Below are 18,483 nucleotides of genomic sequence, written 5' to 3'. Positions count from 1 at the left end.
TGCCGTAAGGCCGGCGGGGAGTATGCTTTCCGCCGGCCTTCCCCTACAGATGGTCCGGGCACAGTGCCAGGAGCCTATCCGTGACCCGCAAGATCCTGATCGTCGAAGATGACAGCTCTACCGCCGCCTATCTCGCCAAGGGATTGTCGGAGGCCGGCTATGCGGTCCAGGCGTGCGGCGACGGACGTGACGGGCTGTTCCTTGCCAGCGAAGGCATTTTCGATCTCATCATCGCCGACCGGATGCTGCCCGGCCTTGATGGCCTGTCGATGGTCAACGCGATCCGTGCCGCGGGCATCGCCACGCCGACGTTGATCCTGTCGGCGCTGGGTGCGGTCGACGACCGGGTCGACGGGCTGAAGGCCGGAGCCGACGATTACCTCTGCAAGCCGTTTTCCTTTGCCGAACTGTCCGCGCGGATCGAGGCGCTGGTGCGCCGGTCCGATCGCAGCGCCGCCGAACCGCAGAAGACGCGGCTGGCGGTCGGCGATCTGGAGATCGACCTGCTCGCCCGGTCGGTGGTCCGCGCCGGCCGGACGATCCCGCTGGGCGCGCGCGAGTTCAACCTGCTCGAATATCTCGCGCGCCATGCCGGACAGGTCGTGACCCGGACGATGATGCTGGAGAAGATCTGGAATTATCACTTCGACCCCGGATCGAACGTGGTCGACGTGCATATCGGCCGGCTGCGCCGCAAGCTGGAGGACGGGTTCGCCACGCCGATCCTGCATACCGTGCGCGGGGCCGGATACCGGCTCGCGCCCGAGGGGTGATGCGGCTTTCGGTCACCGCGCGCATCGCCCTCCTGTCGTTCGTGCTGGCGCTGCTGTCCAACCTCGCGCTGGTCGCCGTGGTCTGGAAGCAGACGCATGACGACACGATCGACGCAATGCGACGCGAGACGATCGAACAGTCCGACGCCCTGCGCGCGGTGTGGCGTACCGGCGGGCTGCCGGCGTTGCAGGCCGCGGTCGCCAACGCCCGCGCGCCGGGTGACGTGTCGCTGGTGGTCGGGATCGTCGACGAACGCGGGCGGCGGCTGGGCGGCTATGTGCCCCGCGAACTCGACGTACCGCTGGTGTCGACCAGTTTCCGCATCGCAACGATCGGCGACAAAGATAACTGGGCCGGGCGCGAGGCCGGTTTCGCGCTGCACCCGATTGGCCGCCACTGGCTCATCAACGGCCGCATGATCGACCTGGTCGAGGAGGAGCAGCGCGCGATCGAGCGGGCGCTGGCGATCGCCATCGTCCTGTCGCTGGCACTGGGCGTGGTCGGCGGGCTGGTCATCGCGCGCTATGTCGGCCGCCGGCTGGACGCGATCGCCCGCGTGATCGAGACGGTGGGGCAGGGTGACATGACCTCGCGCGTCGGCATGATGGCCGACGGGGCCGATGCGTTCGACCGGCTGGCCGCGCGGCTGAACGCGACGCTCGACAAGGTCGAACGGCTGATGATCGAGCTGCGCGTCGTTACCGACAGCCTGGCGCATGATCTGCGCTCGCCGCTCGCGCGCCTGCGGACCAAGACCGAACAGGCGGTGCTGATCGCCGACCCGGTCGCGCGCGAGACGGCCTTGAGCGGGCTGCTGACCGAAACCGACCTCGTCATGCGGATGCTGACGATGGTGATCGAGATCAGCCGGTCCGAATCGACCTCGCGCGACCGCTTCACCCGCGTCGCCCCGGCCGAACTGATCGAGGAAATCGCCGACCTGTATCAGCCGGTTGCCGAGGACGCGGGGTTCAGCTTCGTCGTGGCGATCGACGCGCGGCCGGCGCCGATGCCGCTGCACCGCGAACTGATGAGTCAGGCGGTCGCCAACCTGCTCGATAACGCGCTGCGCCATGCGGCGGGGGGCCGCGCGCTGACGCTGCGGCTGGAGCAGGCCGGGGGCGAGGTGACAATCCAGGTCGAGGATCGCGGGCCGGGCATCGCGGAGGGCGATCGCGCGACGGCGCTGAAACGCTTCGGCCGGCTGGACAACGCGCGCACGACGCCGGGCGCGGGGCTTGGCATGGCGTTGATCGAGGCGGTCGCGCGGTTGCACGGCGGGCGGTTCGAGTTGGCCGACAACGCGCCGGGGCTGGTGGCGCGGATGGTGTTGCCGGGGTGAGGGGCTTCGCGACGTGATCTAGAACATACTGCGCCTTCACACAGCTCCCCGGCGAAGGCCGGGGTCCAGTAGGGAAGGCGCTTGTGCCAACACAAACGCCCGGGCCTGCGGTCGTTCGGCAACTGTCGACGGGGAGCCAGTCCTAAGTCCACCCCATCCAGGTTTCATGACTGGATGCGCGCGACGATCGTGAACGGGTTTGGGATCATGCCAGCGCAGAAACAAGCCTGATGCCGACATGAACCACCAAGGCTCCAGTCGCAGCGCCCTTGGCAAAGGTGAGCATCAGTTTCGTCCACGTCATCGTCCACCTCCAAACACGCACTTCGGCCGTAAATACACCGGTCTCAAGCAGACGGCTACGGCTGTCATACGTCCCATCCCCACTGGCCTTTCCCCGTCGGACCCGCCACAAGCCCGCCCCATGGACACCCTATCCGCTTTCGGCCTGTTCGCGGTCGCCTTCACCCTTGTGTGCTACATGATGGAGGCGCGGTCGCATTGGTGGACGCTGGGGTTCGCGGTGGGCTGCGTGATGGGATCGGTCTATGGTTTCGCGCAAGGGGCCTGGCCGTTCGGGCTGGTCGAGGCGATCTGGACCGTCGTCGCGCTGAACCGTTGGTGGGGGCAGCGGCGCGGTGAGGGGCGGGCGGAACCGATCGCTTGACAGGACGTTTGCCCGCGCCTAATCGACCCATTCCCGAAACACCGGTTGCCGGCGGCGCGTCTGCGCGCACGCCGTTTTCCTACGTTTCGGATCATCGCGTAGAGATGGGGCATGTGCGGCCATGCCGTGCCCCGTGGAGCAGGAGAACAAGTTCATGGCACGTATCGCGGGTGTCAACATCCCGACCAACAAGCGCGTCGTCATCGCGCTCACCTATATCCACGGCATCGGTTCGACCAAGGCCAAGGAAATCGTCACCAAGCTCGGCATCGAGGACACGCGCCGTGTCCAGGACCTGACCGACGCCGAAGTTCTTCAGATCCGCGAGACGATCGACGCCGACCACACGGTCGAGGGTGATCTGCGTCGCACGGTGTCGATGAACATCAAGCGCCTGATGGATCTGGCCTGCTATCGCGGCCTTCGTCATCGCAAGGGCCTTCCGGTCCGCGGCCAGCGCACGCACACCAATGCGCGCACCCGCAAGGGCAAGGCCAAGCCGATCGCCGGCAAGAAGAAGTAAGTCGGCCTGAGCGGACGATTTACTCCGCCGGCAGGCCGGTCGCGCAACGCGCGATCGCCCCGGCTTTTTCCAAGGATTTCCAATGGCACGTGAACCGCAGCGCATTCGTCGGCGCGAACGCAAGAACATCACCTCGGGCGTCGCGCATGTGAACGCCAGCTTCAACAACACCATGATCACGATCACCGATGCGCAGGGAAACACGATTTCCTGGTCGTCGGCCGGCGCGATGGGCTTCAAGGGCTCGCGCAAGTCGACCCCGTATGCGGCCCAGGTCGCAGCGGAAGACGCCGGCAAGAAGGCCGCCGAGCACGGCGTCCGCACGATCGAGGTCGAGGTCAAGGGTCCGGGTTCGGGCCGTGAATCGGCGCTTCGCGCGCTGCAGGCCGTCGGGTTTCAGATCACGTCGATCCGCGACGTGACCTCGATCCCGCACAACGGCGTACGCCCGTCCAAGCGTCGCCGCGTCTGATCTACCGCCCGCGCGCCATCGGTGTTCGCGGGCCGTTCCTTCGTGGTCGGCGCGTGTGCGCCGTCACGTAACCTAGGGGAAGCAAGTGTCTGTCAATGCAAAGAACTGGCAGGAACTGAAGAAGCCCAACGGCCTCGAAAAGAAGTCGGGCGGCGATGGCAAGCGCAAGGCGACGTTCGTCGCCGAGCCGCTGGAGCGTGGTTTCGGCCTGACGCTCGGCAACGCGCTGCGTCGCGTGCTGCTGTCCTCGCTTCAGGGCGCGGCCGTGACCTCGATCAAGATCGAGAACGTGCTGCACGAGTTTTCGTCGCTGGTCGGCGTTCGCGAGGATGTCACCGACATCGTCCTGAACGTGAAGCAGATCGCGCTGCAGATGCAGGGCGAGGGGCCAAAGCGGCTCCAGCTGTCGGCAACGGGTCCGGGTCCGGTGACGGCGGGCGACATCGCGGTGTCGGGCGACATCGAGGTGATGAACCCGACGCTGGTGCTGTGCCACCTCGACGAAGGCGCGACGCTCAACATGGAGCTGACCGCCGACACGGGGAAGGGCTACATGCCCGCCACCGCCAACCGTCCGATCGACGCACCGATCGGTCTGATCCCGGTCGACGCGCTGTACTCGCCCGTCCGCCAGGTGTCATACAAGGTCGAGAACACCCGCGTTGGGCAGGAACTCGATTACGACAAGCTGACGCTGACGATCGAGACCGATGGGACGGTCACCCCGGAAGACGCGGTCAGCTATGCCGGTCGCATCCTCCAGGACCAGCTGGCGCTGTTCGTGCACTTCGACGATTCGTCGATCACGCGGCAATCGGCACCGGTCGGCCAGGCTGCTCCGGCGGCATCGGGCGAACCGGCTGGTGATACCCAGCAGATCAACCGTTACCTTCTCAAGAAGGTCGACGAGCTTGAACTGTCGGTGCGTTCGGCGAACTGCCTGAAGAACGACAACATCATCTACATCGGTGATCTGGTCGGCAAGACCGAGGCTGAAATGCTGCGTACGCCCAATTTCGGACGCAAATCCTTGAACGAGATCAAGGAAGTGCTGTCGACGATGGGTCTGCGCCTCGGCATGGAAATCCCCGGCTGGCCGCCCGAGAACATCGAAGAGATGGCCAAGAAGCTTGAGCAGGAAATCATGGGCTAAGCCGCACCGGGGTAGCAAGCTACCCCGGAGACGGTGCAAGCCCGGCCGGCGGGTCGGCAACGACCCGACCGACGAAACAGGCTTTGCCTGTTTCGGCTTCCGGCCGAAGGATACCCCCCCCTTGCGGGTGTAACCTTTGTAACCTTCCAGTCTCGAACCCCAGGGCAAAGGGCGGTGGCCCCAAACACCGCCTGCTACGGAGTACCTCATACGGCTCCATAACGAACGACAAGGAATTACCATGCGTCATCGCGTCGGCGGCCGTAAGCTTCAGCGTACCTCGGCCCATCGCCTCGCCCTGTTCCGCAACATGAGCGCAGCGCTCATCAAGCACGAGCAGATCACGACCACCGTCGCCAAGGCGAAGGAACTGCGTCCGTACATCGAAAAGCTCATCACGCTGGCGAAGAAGGGTGGCCTGTCCAACCGTCGTCTGGCCCATGCGCGGCTGATGGACGATGCACAGCTGACCAAGCTGTTCGACGTTCTGGCTGCGCGCTACGAGAGTCGCAACGGCGGCTACACCCGCGTCATCAAGGCCGGCATCCGCATGTCGGACGCCTCGCCGATGGCGATCATCGAATTCGTCGGTCGCGACGTCTCGGCCAAGGGCCAGGATTCGGGTCCGGTGATCTCGGACGAAGAGTATGACGACGCCGCGTAAGGCTGGCTTCGTTTGAAACAAGGAAACGGCCGCTCCAGCGATGGGGCGGCCGTTTTCGTTTTGGGTTTCCTCGCCCGCGTCATCTGCTATCGGACCAGCCCATGACCATTCCCGTACAAGACAGCATCCTCATCATCGACTTTGGCAGTCAGGTGACCCAGCTCATCGCGCGCCGGGTCCGCGAAGCCGGCGTCTATTCGGAGGTCGCGCCGTTCCAGTCGGCGCAGGCCGCGTTCGAGCGGATGCAGCCGAAGGGCGTGATCCTGTCGGGCGGCCCGGCATCGGTGTGCGACGAGGGCACGCCGCGGATCCCGCAGGGGGTGCTGGACAGCGGCCTGCCGATCCTGGGCATCTGCTACGGCCAGCAGGCGCTGACGCTCCAGCTTGGTGGCGCGGTGGAGAAGGGCAACAGCGGCGAGTTCGGCCAAGCCTATATCGAGATTTCGAACGATTGCCCGCTGTTCGACGGACTGTGGGCACCCGGCGAGCGGCATCAGGTGTGGATGAGCCACGGCGACAAGGTGACCGCGCTGGCCGCCGGCTTCCGCAGCGTCGCGGCCAGCCCCGGCGCGCCCTATGCGGTGATCGCCGACGACGCGCGCCGCATCTACGCGATGCAGTTCCACCCCGAGGTCGTGCACACCCCCGATGGCGGCAAGCTGATCGCCAACTTCGTGCGCAAGGTCTGCGGGTTGACCGGCGACTGGACGATGGCCGAGTTCCGCGCGGCCAAGGTCGCCGATATCCGTGCGCAGGTGGGGTCGGGCAAGGTCATCTGCGGCCTGTCGGGCGGGGTCGATTCCTCGGTCGCGGCGGTGCTGATCCACGAGGCGATCGGCGACCAGCTGACCTGTGTGTTCGTCGACCACGGGTTGCTGCGCGCGGGCGAGGCCGAGCAGGTCGTCACGCTATTCCGCGATCACTACAACATCCCGCTGGTCCATGTGGATGCCGAGGAGCAGTTCCTGTCGGGGCTGGCCGGCGTCACCGACCCCGAGGCCAAGCGCAAGTTCATCGGCAAGACCTTCATCGAGGTGTTCGATGCCGAGGCGAAGAAGATCGGCGGGGCCGAGTTCCTGGCGCAGGGGACGCTGTACCCCGACGTGATCGAAAGCGTCAGTTTCACCGGCGGGCCGTCGGTGACGATCAAGAGCCACCACAATGTCGGTGGCCTGCCCGAACGCATGAACATGAAGCTCGTCGAGCCGCTGCGTGAGCTGTTCAAGGACGAGGTCCGCGCGCTGGGTCGCGAACTGGGCCTGACCGATGCGTTCGTCGGGCGGCACCCGTTCCCCGGACCCGGCCTTGCGATCCGCATTCCGGGCGAGGTCACCAAGGAGCGGTGCGATATCCTGCGCAAGGCGGATGCGATCTATCTGGAGGAGATCCGCACGGCCGGTCTGTACGACACCATCTGGCAGGCGTTCGCGGTGCTGTTGCCGGTGCGGACGGTCGGCGTGATGGGCGACGGGCGGACCTACGACTTCGTCTTGGCGCTCCGCGCGGTGACGTCCACGGACGGCATGACGGCGGAGGCGTTCAAGTTCCCCGGCGACTTCCTGCCGCGCGTCGCGACCCGGATCGTCAACGAGGTGAAGGGCATCAACCGCGTGACCTACGACTACACCTCCAAGCCGCCCGGCACGATCGAGTGGGAGTGAGTTGCGGGCGTTTGATGTGAGGGTTTGCAGCCGGCCGCGTTTTCACCTTGCGGTTGTCATGGCACTGGCCAGCATCCCGGAGGGTGCCTTTGCACAGTCCATCGACGATCCGCAGGCGGAGATCGTCGTGACCGGCCGGGGCCTGGCCGATGCGCCGGGTGATCGGGTGTACGACATCGTCACCATCGACCGCGACCGGATTGTCGCGAGCGCCAGCAACCGGCTGGAAAGCGTGCTGGCCGATGTGGCCGGGTTGCAGCAGTTTCGCCGGGCGGATTCGCGGTCGGCCAATGCCAGCAATCAGGGCGTTACGCTGCGCGGACTAGGCGGCAATGCGTCGAGCCGCGCGCTGCTGATCCTCGACGGCGTGCCGCAAGCGGACCCGTTCGGCGGTTGGATCGCGTTTCCGGCCTATGCGACCGGGCGGATCGGGCGGGTGCGGGTCACGCGCGGCGGCGGCAGCGGCTATGGCGGGCCGGGCGCGCTGGCCGGCACGATTGAACTGGACAGTGCGACCCCCGACCAGCTGACCCCGCTTCAGGCGGCGCTGGCCTATGGCAGCCGCGATTCGCTTGATGCGCAGGGGTCGGCGGCGCTGGTGCGGGGCGGTGGCTTCATGACCGTGTCGGGGGCCTATGCGCGCGGCGACGGCTTCGTGCCGATCGTTGCGACAAGCCGGGGACCGGCGGACCGGCCCGCCCGCTATGAACAGGCATCGGGCGCGGTGCGAACGGTGATCGACCTTGGCGGCGCGACCGAATTGCAGGCCAACGTCACGGCCTTCACCGACACGCGCGAGCGCGGGCTGGCGTTCACCACCAACAGCAGCAAGGGCGGCGATGCGAGCGTCCGGCTGGTCGGGCGCGGCCGCTGGGGCTGGTCGGCGCTGGGTTATCTGCAGGCGCGCGCGTTCACCAGCAGCGCGGCGAGCGTCAACGCGACCCGCAGCCTCGCGACGCAGACGCTGGACCAGTACAGCACGCCCTCGACCGGCCTCGGCGGGCGGATCGAGGTCGCGCCGCCGATCGGTGGCGGGGTCGAGGTGCGGTTGGGCGCGGACATCCGCGCGCTCGATGGGCGGACGCAGGAACGCTACACCTATGTCGCCGCACAGCCGACGCGGTTGCGCGAGGCGGGCGGCGCGTCGCGAACGATCGGCGGCTTCGTCGATGCGAGCGTCGAGCTGGGGACGGTGACGCTGACCGCCGGCGGGCGGCTGGATGCGTGGCGGATCACCGGCGGGCGGCTGGTCGAGCGGACGATCGCGACCGGCGCGGCGCTGACCGACAGCGTATTTGCCGACCGGTCGGGGACCGAGGCGACCGGGCGGGCCGGGGTGGCGTGGCGACCGGGTACGCCGGTGAGTCTGCGCGCGGCGGCCTATCGCGGGTGGCGGTTGCCGACGCTGAACGAATTGTACCGGCCGTTCCGGGTCGGGGTGGACGCGACTGCCGCCAATGCCGCGCTGTCGCCCGAACGGCTGACCGGGGTCGAGGGCGGGGTGGACCTGCGTCCGGTGAAGGGCATGACGCTGTCGCTGACGGGCTATTACAACCGCCTGACCGACGCGATCGCCAACGTGACCGCCGGGCGCGGGGCGGGAACGTTCGCGGGCGTCGGCTTCGTCGCGGCGGGTGGGATCTATCGCATCCGCCAGAATCTCGACGCGGTCGAGGCGAAGGGGCTGGAGCTGGATGCGGCCTATACGGTCGGTATCGTGACCGCGCGCGCGTCATGGGCGCATACCGATTCGCGGGTCGTGGCGTCGGGCGTGGCGGCGGTGCTAGACGGCTTGCGTCCGGCCCAGACGCCGGAGAATCAGGTGTCGGCGACGCTTGGGTTCGCGCGCGACGGTGCGGCGTTCTCGGCCACCGTGCGTCATGTCGGGCGGCAGTTCGAGGATGACCAGAACAGCCGCACGCTCGCCCCCGCCACCACGCTGGACGCCTATGCGGCGGTGCCGGTCGCGGGCGGGTTTGCCGTTGAGCTGCGCGGCGAGAATGTCACCGACGCGCGGATCGAGGCTGGGGTGTCCGGCGCGAACATCGTCGAGCGCGCCAGCCCGCGAACGCTGTGGGTGGGCTTACGCTATGCGATGCGGTGAGCGGGGCATCCCGATGCCGCGTTGACCCGTGCATCCCCCGCGACTAAGGGCGTCCGCGTGAAAGGTTCCCGGCGACGGGATGAAAAGGGAAGTTCGGTGCGCGTGTGGGGAAACCCCGGCAAGCCCGACGCTGCCCCCGCAACTGTGACCGGATAGCGGCCACCCCGATATGCCACTGGCCGCAAGGTTGGGAAGGCGGGGCGGATGCGACGACCCGGGAGCCAGGAGACCTGCCCGTCACGGTCGATTCCACTGCGCGGGCGGGGTGCACCGGGCGGACTGGGACAGGTGTGTGCGGGCAGGTGCCCAAACAGGCATGATCCCCGGTAGCGAGCGACGCCATCCTTTGGCCGCTCGCATGGTGTGGGCGGCTCGTCCATGCCGGGAATACCCAGTGACCAAGTTCATTCTTCTCCTGTCCGCCGCCGTGCTCGCGGCCCCCGCCCATGCCCAGTCCCTCGATGTGCAGGTCGTGCCGGACCAGTCGATCAACGACGAGGACCCCATCGTCGTCACCGCGACGCGCGCAGCCCAGCCGCTGAGCGAAGTCGGGCAGGCGGTGACGATCATCGACCGCGCCGAGATCGAGCGCCGCCAGACCGTCATCCTGTCCGACCTGCTCGCCACCACGCCCGGCGTCACCGTGACCCGCAACGGCGGCGTCGGCGGCTTTACCGGCGTGCGCCTGCGCGGGGCGGAGGCCGAGCAGACCCTGGTCGTGATCGACGGTGTGCGCGTCAACGATCCGTCGTCGCCGGGTGGCGGCTTCGACTTCGCCAATCTGCTGTCCAGTTCGGTCGAGCGGGTCGAGATCCTGCGCGGCGCGAACTCGGTGCCATGGGGCAGCCAGGCGATCGGCGGCGTCGTCAACATCATCACCGCCGCCCCGACCGACGGCGTGCAGGCGCGCGGCAATGCCGAATATGGCTACCGTGACAGCGTGTTCGCCAATGCCGGCATTTCGGGCGCGAAGGGCGGCCTGTCGGGATCGCTGACCGGCGGCTATTTGCGCACCGACGGCATTTCGCAGGCAGCGGTCGGCAGCGAGCGCGACGGGTATCGCCAGTACGGCGCGAACGGCCGGGTCGGGCTGGAAATCACGCCGGGTATCGGCATCGACCTGCGCGGCTATTGGGCCGACAGCCGGGTCGATCTGGACGGGTTTCCCGCGCCGAATTTCAGCTTTGCCGACACGCCGGAATATTCCACCACCAATGAGCTGTACGGCTATGCCGGCATCCACGCGAACCTGATGGACGGGCGGTTCAACAACCGCGTCGCCTTCACCATCGCCGATATCAATCGCGACAATTACGACCCGACCTTCGGTGCCGAGCCGTCGTTCATCGGTCGCGGCCGCAGCGAGCGGTACGAATATCAGGGCGATTTCAAGCTGGCCGAGCGCGCGCGCCTGGTCGGCGGCGTCGAGCATGAAACCAGCCGGTACGACGATGGCTTCGACCGGTTCTCGGTCGGCATCACCAGCGTGTACGGTCAGGCGATCGTCAAGCCGGTAGACCAGCTGACGCTGACCGGCGGTGTCCGCAACGACGACCATGACACGTTCGGCAATCACACGACGTTCGGTGGCGACGCGGTGCTGGCGCTGGGCACGGGCACCACGCTGCGCGCGAGCTATAACGAGGGGTTCAAGGCACCGACCCTATACCAGCTGAAGAGCGCGTACGGGAACGACGACCTCGATCCCGAACAGTCGCGGACCTATGACCTGGGGGTCGAGCAGGCGTTCCTGAACGGCCGGGTCCGGGTCGGGGGCACGTATTTCAACCGCATCACGCGCAACCAGATCGTGTTCCGGTCGTGCGTCGCCGCCGAGTGCACCGCGCAGCCGTTCGGCCTGTACGACAATCTGCAACGCACGACCGGCGAGGGGTTCGAGCTGATGCTGGCGCTGCGCCCGGTCGAGGCGCTGACGGTCAGCGGCAATTACAGCTATGTCGACACCGAGAACCGGACGCCGGGCAGCAATTTTGGCAAGATTCTCGCGCGGCGTCCGCGCCAGACGGTCCATGCGAACGTCGATTACCGGTTGCCGTTCGGCGCGTCGGTCGGTGCGACCGTGTCGGTGGTCGGCGACAGCTTCGACAACGCCGCCAACACGGTGCGGCTGGACGGCTATGCGCTGGCCGGGGTGCGCGCTGAACTGCCGATCGGCGAGCGGCTGGCGGTGTATGGCCGCGTCGACAACCTGTTCGACGCGACCTACCGCACGGTGGCGGGCTACGGCACCTATGGCCGCGCGGCCTATGGCGGCGTCCGGTTGCGCCTGAACTGATGAAACGCATCCTCCCGCTGCTGCTTCTGGCTGGCTGTTCACAGCCGTTCGCCAGCCGTGGCGGCGGGGGGATCGTGTCGACCAATCCGTGCGCGGATGCGATGCTGGTGCGGATGGTGTCGCCGGACCGGATCGCGGCGATCAGCCACTATTCGCAGGAGGCTGGGGCGACTTCGATCCCGCTCGCGGTCGCGCGCCGGTATCGCGCGACCGCCGGCACCGCCGAGGAGGTGATCGCGCTGAAGCCCGACCTGGTGCTGGCCAGCAGCTTCACCCAAGGCGCGACGCGCGAGGCGTTCGCCGCCGCCGGCCTGCACACCGTCTATCTCGATTCCCCCGTGACGGTGGCGGCGAGCAAGGCGCAGGTGACGCAGGTCGCCGAAGCGGTCGGCGCGCCGGCACGGGGGCGGGCGATCAACGCGGCGATCGACCGGGCGGTCGCGGATGCGCCGCCGGCGGGTCGGCCAGCCGCCCTGCTCTACATCGCCGGCGATCTGGTCAACGGCGGCGGCACGTTGCTCGACGCGCTGATGACCCGCGCCGGGTTCGCCAATGCCGCGGCGACCTATGGGCTGGCCTATACGGGCACGTTGCCCGCCGAACTGCTGGTGGCGCGGCCGCCCGACGTGGTGATCGCGCCGCCGGGGACCAGTCGTGGTGCGGCGCTGCGGCGGGCGATGCTGCCGGGGGCGCGGTTCGCGACGTTCGATCGCAGGCTGGTGAATTGCGGTGGGCCGACGATCGTCCCGGCGATGGCCCGGCTGCGCGCGATCCGGGCAGGGGTGTCGTGATGCGTGTGGTGGTACTGCGCACCACCCCGGCGAAGGCCGGGGTGCACGAAGGGTATCGGCAGGCATCCGAAACCGGCACGCGCGCGGGGTCATTCCAACATCGTGCGTCCAACCGCATTGTGCTTGTCCCGGCTGCTGCCGCGCTGTTCATGGGCTTGCTGATGGCGGGCAAGGTCTCGCCGATACCAACCCCGGTTTCCCCGGCGGAGGCCGGGGTCCAAATGGGGAGGCGCTGATGATCGGTCGCGACCGCAGACGCAACTGGACCCCGGCCTCCGCCGGGGAACAGACTGCCGCCGTGTTGCGGGCTGACATCGCGGGGGGTGGCGCAGTCGCCGTCAGGCCACAACGCGACCACCGCGCGGCGAAACTCAGCGTACTCACCCTGCTTGTCCTCGCCCTGTTCGCCGCCTCGCTGATGGCGGGCAAGATATGGGTGCCGCCGTCCGCGTGGTTTTCCGCCGATCCGCGCTGGTGGATCATCCTGCAACTGCGGATCCCGCGCGCGGTGCTGGGCCTCGTGCTCGGCGCGTCGCTGGGCGTGTCGGGGGCGGTGTTGCAGGGGTATCTGCGCAACCCGCTGGCCGATCCGGCGGTGCTGGGCGTGTCGTCCAGCGCCGCGCTGGGGGCGGTGGCGGCGATCCTGCTCGGGTCGGCCAGCGGCATGGGCGTCTTCGCCGCGGCGATGATCGGTGCCGGCGGGGCGATCGCGTTGCTCGCCGCGCTGACGTGGCGGTCGCACAGCGCGGTGACGTTCGTGCTGGCGGGCACGGTGCTGGCCAGCTTCGCCGGTGCGATGACCGCATTCCTGATTTCGACCGCGCCCAACCCTTACGCGGTGGCCGAGGTCATCGACTGGATGATGGGGGCACTGACCGATCGCGGCTGGGCGGATGTGACCCGCGCGGTGCCGGCGATGATCGTCGGCGGCGCGTTGCTGCTGGCGACCGGGCCGTCGCTCGACGCGCTGGCGCTGGGGCAGGCTGCGGCGCGCTCGCTGGGCGTGCGGATGGGGCGCTTACGCGCGCTGGTGATCCTTGGCACCGGGCTGGTCGTTGGCGCAGGGGTCGCGGCGACGGGCGTGATCGGTTTTGTCGGGCTGGTCGTGCCGCACCTGCTGCGCCCCGTCTTCGGTCATCGTCCAGGCGCGCTGCTGGTGCCGAGCGCGCTGGGCGGCGCGGCGTTGTTGCTGGCCGCCGACAGCCTCGTGCGGCTCGCCCCCGGCGCGGGCGAGGTCCGGCTTGGGGTGGCGATGGCGCTGATCGGCGCGCCGTTCTTCCTGGCCCTGCTGCTGCGTGAACGGGGGCGGGCGTGGATCTGACGATTGACGGTCTTGGCGTCGTGCTGTCGCGGCGGCCGGTGCTGGCGGACGTGTCGGCGCGGCTTCGCGCCGGCCGGGTGACGGCGATCCTGGGGCCGAACGGCGCTGGCAAGTCGACGCTGGTGAAGGCGGCGGCGGCGCTGGTGCCGCTGGCGGGTGGTCGGGTGCGGATCGGCGGGCACGACGTGCACGCGATGCCCCCGCGCGAGCGGGCGCGGACGATCGGCTATCTGCCGCAGGACGCCGCCGTCCACTGGAACATGCCCGCCCATGACGTCGTCGCGCTGGGGCGGCAGCCGCATCGCAACCCCCACGCTGCGTTGTCACCGGCCGATCACGCGGCGATCGGGGCGGCGCTGGCCGCGACGGAAGTGGCGCACTTGGCGCAACGGCCGGTCGGTGAACTGTCCGGCGGGGAGCGGGGGCGGGTGCTGCTGGCCCGCGTGCTGGCGGGGGAGCCGGCGTGGCTGCTGGCCGACGAGCCGCTCGCCGCGCTGGACCCCGCGCATCAGATCGACCTGCTCGACCGGCTGCGCGGCGTGGCGCGGGGCGGGGCGGGCGTGGTGCTGGTCATGCACGATTTGGTGCAGGCACAGCGTGCCGCCGACGACGCGCTGCTGCTGGAGGCGGGGCGCGTCGTCGCCTTCGGTCCGGCGGCCGATGTGCTGACCGCCGCCAATCTGGCGCGCGTCTTTGGCGTGCGCGTAGCCGAGCTGGTCGATGACGGCCGCCGCCTGCTCGTACCGGTCGGTCGCGCCAGACGCTGACAGCCGTGATCGCTTGTGGCACAAGCAACATAATTACAACGACGAGTCGGGCGCTGGAGCCTGGCCGCAGGAGAGCACATGCGAGTCATCGACCATTTTATCGCCGGTCGCGCCGGGTCCGAATCCGCGCGTCACGGCGACGTCTTCGATCCCAATAGCGGCGAGGTCCAGGCGCGCGTGGTGTTGGGCACCGCCGCCGATCTCGACATGGCGGTCGCCGCCGCACAGGCCGCGCAGCCCGGCTGGGCCGCGACCAACCCGCAGCGCCGCGCCCGCGTCATGTTCCGCTTCAAGGAGCTGGTCGAGGCGAACATGGACGACCTCGCCCGGATGCTGTCGTCCGAACACGGCAAGGTGATCGCCGATTCGAAGGGCGACATCCAGCGCGGGCTTGAGGTGATCGAGTTCGCCTGCGGCATCCCGCACATCCTGAAGGGCGAATATACGCAAGGAGCCGGTCCCGGCATCGACGTGTATTCGATGCGGCAGCCGCTGGGCATCGGTGCCGGCATCACGCCGTTCAACTTCCCGGGCATGATCCCGATGTGGATGTTCGGGGTGGCCATCGCCTGCGGCAATGCCTTCATCCTGAAGCCGTCGGAGCGCGATCCGTCGGTGCCGGTGCGCCTCGCCGAACTGATGCTGGAGGCCGGCGCGCCCGAGGGGATTTTGCAGGTCGTGCACGGCGACAAGGAAATGGTCGACGCGATCCTCGACCATCCCGGCATCGCCGCGGTCAGCTTCGTCGGGTCGAGCGACATCGCGCACTATGTTTACCGGCGCGGTGTCGATGCGGGCAAACGCGTGCAGGCGATGGGCGGGGCCAAGAACCACGGCATCGTCATGCCCGACGCGGACCTCGACCAGGTCGTCGCCGACCTGTCCGGCGCGGCCTTCGGATCGGCGGGCGAGCGCTGCATGGCCCTGCCGGTGGTGGTGCCGGTCGGCGAGAAGACGGCGGATGCCTTGCGTGAGAAACTGATCCCTGCAATCGCCGCGCTGCGGGTCGGCGTGTCGACCGATGCCGAGGCGCATTACGGCCCGGTCGTTACGCCCACGCACAAGGCGAAGGTCGAGCAGTGGATCCAGACCGGCGTCGACGAGGGCGCGGAACTGGTCGTCGACGGACGTGGCTTCAGCCTTCAGGGGCATGAAAAGGGCTTCTTCATCGGGCCCAGCCTGTTCGACCGGGTGACGCCGGACATGACCGCGTACAGGGAGGAAATCTTCGGCCCCGTCCTTCAGATCGTCCGCGCCGCCGATTTCGAGGAGGCGGTCCGCCTGCCGAGCGCGCACCAATATGGCAACGGCGTCGCGATCTTCACCCGCAACGGCCACGCGGCCCGCGAGTTCGCCGCGCGGGTCGAGGTCGGCATGGTCGGCATCAATGTGCCGATCCCCGTACCGGTGGCGTATCACAGCTTCGGCGGCTGGAAACGCAGCGCGTTCGGCGACACCAACCAGCACGGGATGGAGGGCGTGAAGTTCTGGACGCGGGTCAAGACGATCACCCAGCGCTGGCCCGATGGCGGGGTGGGAGACGCCGCCAACGCCTTCGTCATCCCGACGATGGGTTGAGCGCCATGACCGATCAGTTCGACCTCACCGACGACCAGCGCGAGATCCAGGATCTGGCGCGGCGTTTTACCGCCGACCGGATCACGCCGCACGCCGCGGAGTGGGACGAGAAGCACATCTTCCCGCGCGACACGATCCGCGCGGCGGCCGATCTTGGCTTTGCGGCGATCTATGTGTCCGAGGACTCGGGCGGCATCGCGCTCGGCCGGCTGGAGGCGGCGCTCATCATGGAGGCGATGGCGTATGGCTGTCCGTCGACCTCGGCGTTCATTTCGATCCACAACATGGCCGCGTGGATGATCGACCGGTTCGGCGGCACGGATGTGAAGGCGAAATACCTGCCCGATCTCGTCACGATGGACCGGCTGGCGAGTTACTGCCTGACCGAGCCGGGATCGGGGTCGGACGCCGCCGCGCTGAAGACCCGTGCGGTCAGGGACGGCGACGACTGGATCGTCACCGGCTCCAAACAGTTCATCAGCGGCGCGGGCGAGAACGAGGTGTACGTCACCATGGTCCGCACCGGCGAGGATGGCCCCAAGGGCATTTCCTGTCTGGTGATCGAGAAGGACATGCCCGGCGTGTCGTTCGGCGCGAACGAGCGCAAGCTCGGCTGGCATTCGCAACCGACGCGGCAGGTGACGTTCGATGGCGTCCGCGTCCCCGCCGCCAACATGATCGGGGCGGAAGGCGAGGGCTTTCGCATTGCGATGATGGGGCTGGACGGCGGACGGCTGAACATCGGCGCGTGTTCGCTGGGCGGCGCGCAACGCTGTCTGGACGAGGCGATCCGCTACACCCGCGACCGCCAGCAGTTCGGCAAACCCATCGCCGATTTCCAGAACACGCAATTCATGCTGGCCGACATGGCGACCGAGCTGGAGGCTGCGCGTGCGCTGCTCTATGTCGCTGCCGCCAAGGTCACCGCGAAAGCGCCCGACAAGACCCGGTTCGCGGCGATGGCCAAGCGGCTGGCGACCGACACCGGATCCAGCGTCGCCGACCGCGCGTTGCAGCTGCACGGTGGATACGGGTATCTGATGGACTATCCGATCGAGCGGTTCTGGCGTGATTTGCGGGTGCACTCCATTCTGGAGGGGACCAATCAGGTCATGCGGATGATCGTCGGCCGGGATCTGACGCGGGGGTGACGGGAGCTTGCCCCGGCCCATCTCTGTTCCCCGGCGGAGGCCGGGGTCCAGTGGGGTGAACATCCCGGGTAAATAACAATCGCTTACCCAACTGGACCCCGGCCTCCGCCGGGGATCGTGGTGAGTTCTAAAAAGTTTGGTTTCGACCGGACAGGAGACATCATGAACGACGAAGCCAAAGTCCTGATTGAAACCGACGGCCCGGTCGGCCGCATCCGCCTCAACCGGCCGAAGGCGCTGAACGCGCTGACCCACGCGATGTGCGATACCATCCTGACCGCGCTGGAGGACTGGCGGGCCGACCTGTCGGTCGAGGCGATCCTCCTCGACCATGCCGAGGGTCGCGGCTTCTGTGCGGGTGGCGACATCCGCATGCTGGCGGAAAGCGGCGCGGGCGACGGCGTTGCCGCACGCGCGTTCTTCCACGCCGAATACCGGATGAACCACCGCCTGTTCACCTATGCCAAGCCGATCGTCGCGGTGATGGACGGGATCACGATGGGCGGCGGCGTTGGCCTCGCGCTGCCGGCGAAATACCGGATCGCGACGGAAAACACGAAGTTCGCGATGCCCGAAACCGGGATCGGCCTGTTCCCCGATGTCGGCGCGGGCTGGTATCTGTCGCGCCTGCCCGGGCGGATGGGCCAGTATCTGGCGCTGACCGGGCACCGGCTCGACGGGGCCGAGGCGTGTGCGCTCGGTCTTGCCACCCATTACCTGCCCGCCGACCGGCTCGACGCCGCGAAGCAGGGAATAATCGACCGGCCGCAGGCGATTGCCGAAACGCTCGACGCGCTGACGATCACGCCGCCCGATGCCGCGATCATGGCGCAGTGCGAGACGATCGACCGGCTCTTTGCGTCCGACGAGCTGGAGGATATCCTGGCCGCGCTGGCCGAGGACGGCGGTGAGTGGGCCGAACAGACGCTGACGACGCTGAACACCAAGTCGCCACAGGCGATGAAGGTGTCGTTGCGGCTGCTGCACGAGGGCGCGACGATGATGACCTTTGCCGACGAGATGGCGCGTGAATATGCGGTCGCGTCTCATGTCGTGCAGCGTCACGATTTTCTGGAAGGCGTCCGCGCGGTGATCGTCGACAAGGATCACGCCCCGCGCTGGAACCCGGCGACGCCCGAGGACGTGAGCGATCATGCGATCGACCTGATCTTTGCGCCGCCGGCCGCGGCCGATGTGTGGACCCCCAATTGATGTCAGG

The 18,483-nt window shown here is 68.1% G+C and carries 17 protein-coding genes and 1 riboswitch; of the genes, 16 read left to right on the top strand and 1 reads right to left on the bottom strand.

Translation table 11 applies throughout. From position 1 onward, the window contains the following. Positions 1-80: 80 nt before the first annotated feature. From ASE75_RS12340 to rpsM, 4 genes are all read left to right on the top strand, one after another. Complete coding sequence (locus ASE75_RS12340; protein ID WP_055934010.1) at positions 81-773, top strand: winged helix-turn-helix domain-containing protein; 693 nt, start codon at positions 81-83, stop codon at positions 771-773. Continuing rightward, positions 773-2,116, top strand: a complete 1,344-nt coding sequence (locus tag ASE75_RS12335) for a sensor histidine kinase (protein WP_055934008.1) — start codon at positions 773-775, stop codon at positions 2,114-2,116. The genes ASE75_RS12340 and ASE75_RS12335 overlap by 1 nt, the downstream gene beginning before the upstream one ends. 424 nt (positions 2,117-2,540) lie before the next feature. Further along, positions 2,541-2,783, top strand: a complete 243-nt coding sequence (locus tag ASE75_RS12330; protein WP_055934007.1) for a hypothetical protein — start codon at positions 2,541-2,543, stop codon at positions 2,781-2,783. 154 nt (positions 2,784-2,937) lie between these two features. After that, positions 2,938-3,306: a 30S ribosomal protein S13 gene (gene rpsM / locus ASE75_RS12325; protein ID WP_055934511.1), complete on the top strand. Its 369-nt coding sequence runs from the start codon at positions 2,938-2,940 to the stop codon at positions 3,304-3,306. A gap of 19 nt (positions 3,307-3,325) precedes the next feature. On the opposite strand, the gene ASE75_RS16060 is transcribed toward rpsM, so the two are convergent. After that, a complete protein-coding gene (locus tag ASE75_RS16060) occupies positions 3,326-3,454 on the bottom strand; it encodes a hypothetical protein (protein WP_268796051.1) in 129 nt (42 codons plus the stop codon). On the opposite strand from ASE75_RS16060, the gene rpsK reads away from it, so the two are divergent. From rpsK to ASE75_RS12260, 12 genes are all read left to right on the top strand, one after another. Further along, positions 3,410-3,778 carry a 30S ribosomal protein S11 gene (rpsK, locus tag ASE75_RS12320; RefSeq protein ID WP_235512772.1) on the top strand — a complete coding sequence of 123 codons (369 nt, stop codon included), beginning with the start codon at positions 3,410-3,412 and terminating at the stop codon, positions 3,776-3,778. The genes ASE75_RS16060 and rpsK overlap by 45 nt on opposite strands. A gap of 85 nt (positions 3,779-3,863) precedes the next feature. Further along, positions 3,864-4,931 carry a DNA-directed RNA polymerase subunit alpha gene (locus ASE75_RS12315; protein WP_055934001.1) on the top strand — a complete coding sequence of 356 codons (1,068 nt, stop codon included), beginning with the start codon at positions 3,864-3,866 and terminating at the stop codon, positions 4,929-4,931. Positions 4,932-5,172: 241 nt separating this feature from the next. Then, the gene (gene rplQ / locus ASE75_RS12310) at positions 5,173-5,595 is read left to right on the top strand and encodes a 50S ribosomal protein L17 (RefSeq protein ID WP_055933999.1); all 423 of its coding nucleotides are present in this window, start codon (positions 5,173-5,175) and stop codon (positions 5,593-5,595) included. 101 nt (positions 5,596-5,696) lie between these two features. Then, positions 5,697-7,256, top strand: coding sequence for a glutamine-hydrolyzing GMP synthase (guaA, locus tag ASE75_RS12305; protein ID WP_055933997.1), 1,560 nt, complete (start codon positions 5,697-5,699; stop codon positions 7,254-7,256). A 58-nt stretch (positions 7,257-7,314) separates the two neighbouring features. Next, on the top strand, positions 7,315-9,360 hold the full coding sequence (locus ASE75_RS12300) for a TonB-dependent receptor (RefSeq protein WP_055933995.1): 2,046 nt from the start codon (positions 7,315-7,317) through the stop codon (positions 9,358-9,360). A gap of 45 nt (positions 9,361-9,405) precedes the next feature. After that, a riboswitch (cobalamin riboswitch) is annotated at positions 9,406-9,612 on the top strand. Between the two features lie 142 nt (positions 9,613-9,754). Next, positions 9,755-11,656 carry a TonB-dependent receptor plug domain-containing protein gene (locus ASE75_RS12295; protein WP_327196317.1) on the top strand — a complete coding sequence of 634 codons (1,902 nt, stop codon included), beginning with the start codon at positions 9,755-9,757 and terminating at the stop codon, positions 11,654-11,656. Then, entirely contained in the window at positions 11,656-12,447 is a 792-nt protein-coding gene (locus tag ASE75_RS12290; RefSeq protein ID WP_055933993.1) for an ABC transporter substrate-binding protein, read from the top strand. The genes ASE75_RS12295 and ASE75_RS12290 overlap by 1 nt, the downstream gene beginning before the upstream one ends. 235 nt (positions 12,448-12,682) lie before the next feature. After that, entirely contained in the window at positions 12,683-13,768 is a 1,086-nt protein-coding gene (locus ASE75_RS12280; RefSeq protein ID WP_082463959.1) for a FecCD family ABC transporter permease, read from the top strand. Beyond that, positions 13,759-14,535, top strand: coding sequence for an ABC transporter ATP-binding protein (locus tag ASE75_RS12275; RefSeq protein WP_055933990.1), 777 nt, complete (start codon positions 13,759-13,761; stop codon positions 14,533-14,535). The genes ASE75_RS12280 and ASE75_RS12275 overlap by 10 nt, the downstream gene beginning before the upstream one ends. A 78-nt stretch (positions 14,536-14,613) precedes the next feature. After that, positions 14,614-16,113 carry a CoA-acylating methylmalonate-semialdehyde dehydrogenase gene (locus ASE75_RS12270; protein ID WP_055933988.1) on the top strand — a complete coding sequence of 500 codons (1,500 nt, stop codon included), beginning with the start codon at positions 14,614-14,616 and terminating at the stop codon, positions 16,111-16,113. A 5-nt stretch (positions 16,114-16,118) separates the two neighbouring features. Then, positions 16,119-17,264 carry an acyl-CoA dehydrogenase family protein gene (locus ASE75_RS12265; RefSeq protein ID WP_055933986.1) on the top strand — a complete coding sequence of 382 codons (1,146 nt, stop codon included), beginning with the start codon at positions 16,119-16,121 and terminating at the stop codon, positions 17,262-17,264. A gap of 162 nt (positions 17,265-17,426) precedes the next feature. Continuing rightward, complete coding sequence (locus ASE75_RS12260; RefSeq protein ID WP_055933983.1) at positions 17,427-18,476, top strand: enoyl-CoA hydratase/isomerase family protein; 1,050 nt, start codon at positions 17,427-17,429, stop codon at positions 18,474-18,476. Positions 18,477-18,483: the final 7 nt, after the last annotated feature.

It is taken from the genome of Sphingomonas sp. Leaf17, assembly GCF_001421505.1.
Lineage (GTDB): Bacteria > Pseudomonadota > Alphaproteobacteria > Sphingomonadales > Sphingomonadaceae > Sphingomonas.
Note: the sequence above shows the minus strand (reverse complement) of the source record. Positions and strands in the feature narration are given on the sequence as shown.

Excerpts from the sequence above, each read along its gene's own strand:
- ASE75_RS12335 (WP_055934008.1), top strand. The coding sequence starts at position 773 with ATGCGGCTTTCGGTCACCGCGCGCATCGCCCTCCTGTCGTTCGTGCTG.
- ASE75_RS12330 (WP_055934007.1), top strand. The coding sequence starts at position 2,541 with ATGGACACCCTATCCGCTTTCGGCCTGTTCGCGGTCGCCTTCACCCTT.
- rpsM (WP_055934511.1), top strand. The coding sequence starts at position 2,938 with ATGGCACGTATCGCGGGTGTCAACATCCCGACCAACAAGCGCGTCGTC.
- ASE75_RS16060 (WP_268796051.1), bottom strand. The coding sequence starts at position 3,454 with ATGCGCGACGCCCGAGGTGATGTTCTTGCGTTCGCGCCGACGAATGCG.
- rplQ (WP_055933999.1), top strand. The coding sequence starts at position 5,173 with ATGCGTCATCGCGTCGGCGGCCGTAAGCTTCAGCGTACCTCGGCCCAT.
- guaA (WP_055933997.1), top strand. The coding sequence starts at position 5,697 with ATGACCATTCCCGTACAAGACAGCATCCTCATCATCGACTTTGGCAGT.
- ASE75_RS12300 (WP_055933995.1), top strand. The coding sequence starts at position 7,315 with ATGGCACTGGCCAGCATCCCGGAGGGTGCCTTTGCACAGTCCATCGAC.
- ASE75_RS12290 (WP_055933993.1), top strand. The coding sequence starts at position 11,656 with ATGAAACGCATCCTCCCGCTGCTGCTTCTGGCTGGCTGTTCACAGCCG.
- ASE75_RS12280 (WP_082463959.1), top strand. The coding sequence starts at position 12,683 with ATGATCGGTCGCGACCGCAGACGCAACTGGACCCCGGCCTCCGCCGGG.
- ASE75_RS12270 (WP_055933988.1), top strand. The coding sequence starts at position 14,614 with ATGCGAGTCATCGACCATTTTATCGCCGGTCGCGCCGGGTCCGAATCC.
- ASE75_RS12265 (WP_055933986.1), top strand. The coding sequence starts at position 16,119 with ATGACCGATCAGTTCGACCTCACCGACGACCAGCGCGAGATCCAGGAT.
- ASE75_RS12260 (WP_055933983.1), top strand. The coding sequence starts at position 17,427 with ATGAACGACGAAGCCAAAGTCCTGATTGAAACCGACGGCCCGGTCGGC.